General features: G+C 44.6%; 1 protein-coding gene. It reads right to left on the reverse strand.

Annotated elements, in window-relative coordinates:
* Positions 1-551: sugar phosphate nucleotidyltransferase (locus tag C9J48_RS27710; RefSeq protein ID WP_258191575.1), on the reverse strand; the 551-nt coding region annotated here is incomplete at both ends.

Here is a 551-nt window from a genome sequence, read left to right on the forward strand (position 1 = left end):
GCACGGTTGAAGTCATCCATTCTTCCGATGTCCAACCAATATTCATGGATAGGGAACATCAAAATATTGTCACGTTCAACCATGTGTTGCTCAAGCAGCGTTGGCATATCAATATGGTGATTTTCAGGCACCGACTGAATCACTCTCGGTGACACCACGTAAATGCCTGCATTAACAAAGAAACGTTGGATCGGCTTTTCAACCATACTAGTGATCTTATTGCCCTCCCCGTTTATCACGCCATAAGGGATCTGATAATCATATTCACGCACGCACATGGTTGCATCTGCCTGGCTTTCTGTGTGAAATTCCAGTAAGCGCTCGAAGTCAACTTTCGTTAACACATCACCATTCATCATAATCAAAGGTAATGCTGCCGGTAAATCCGCTGGCAATAAGCCCAGAGCACCACCAGTACCCAGCGGGGACTCTTCATGCACATAATGAATATTCACACCGAGCTCAGAACCATCACCAAAGTGCTGTTGAATCTGCTCAGGCATGTAGTGAGTCGAAATATAAAAATTCACAAAGCCCGCTTTGATGAAACT

It is taken from the genome of Photobacterium profundum (assembly GCF_003026285.1).
In the GTDB taxonomy this organism is placed as follows: Bacteria; Pseudomonadota; Gammaproteobacteria; order Enterobacterales; family Vibrionaceae; genus Photobacterium; species Photobacterium profundum.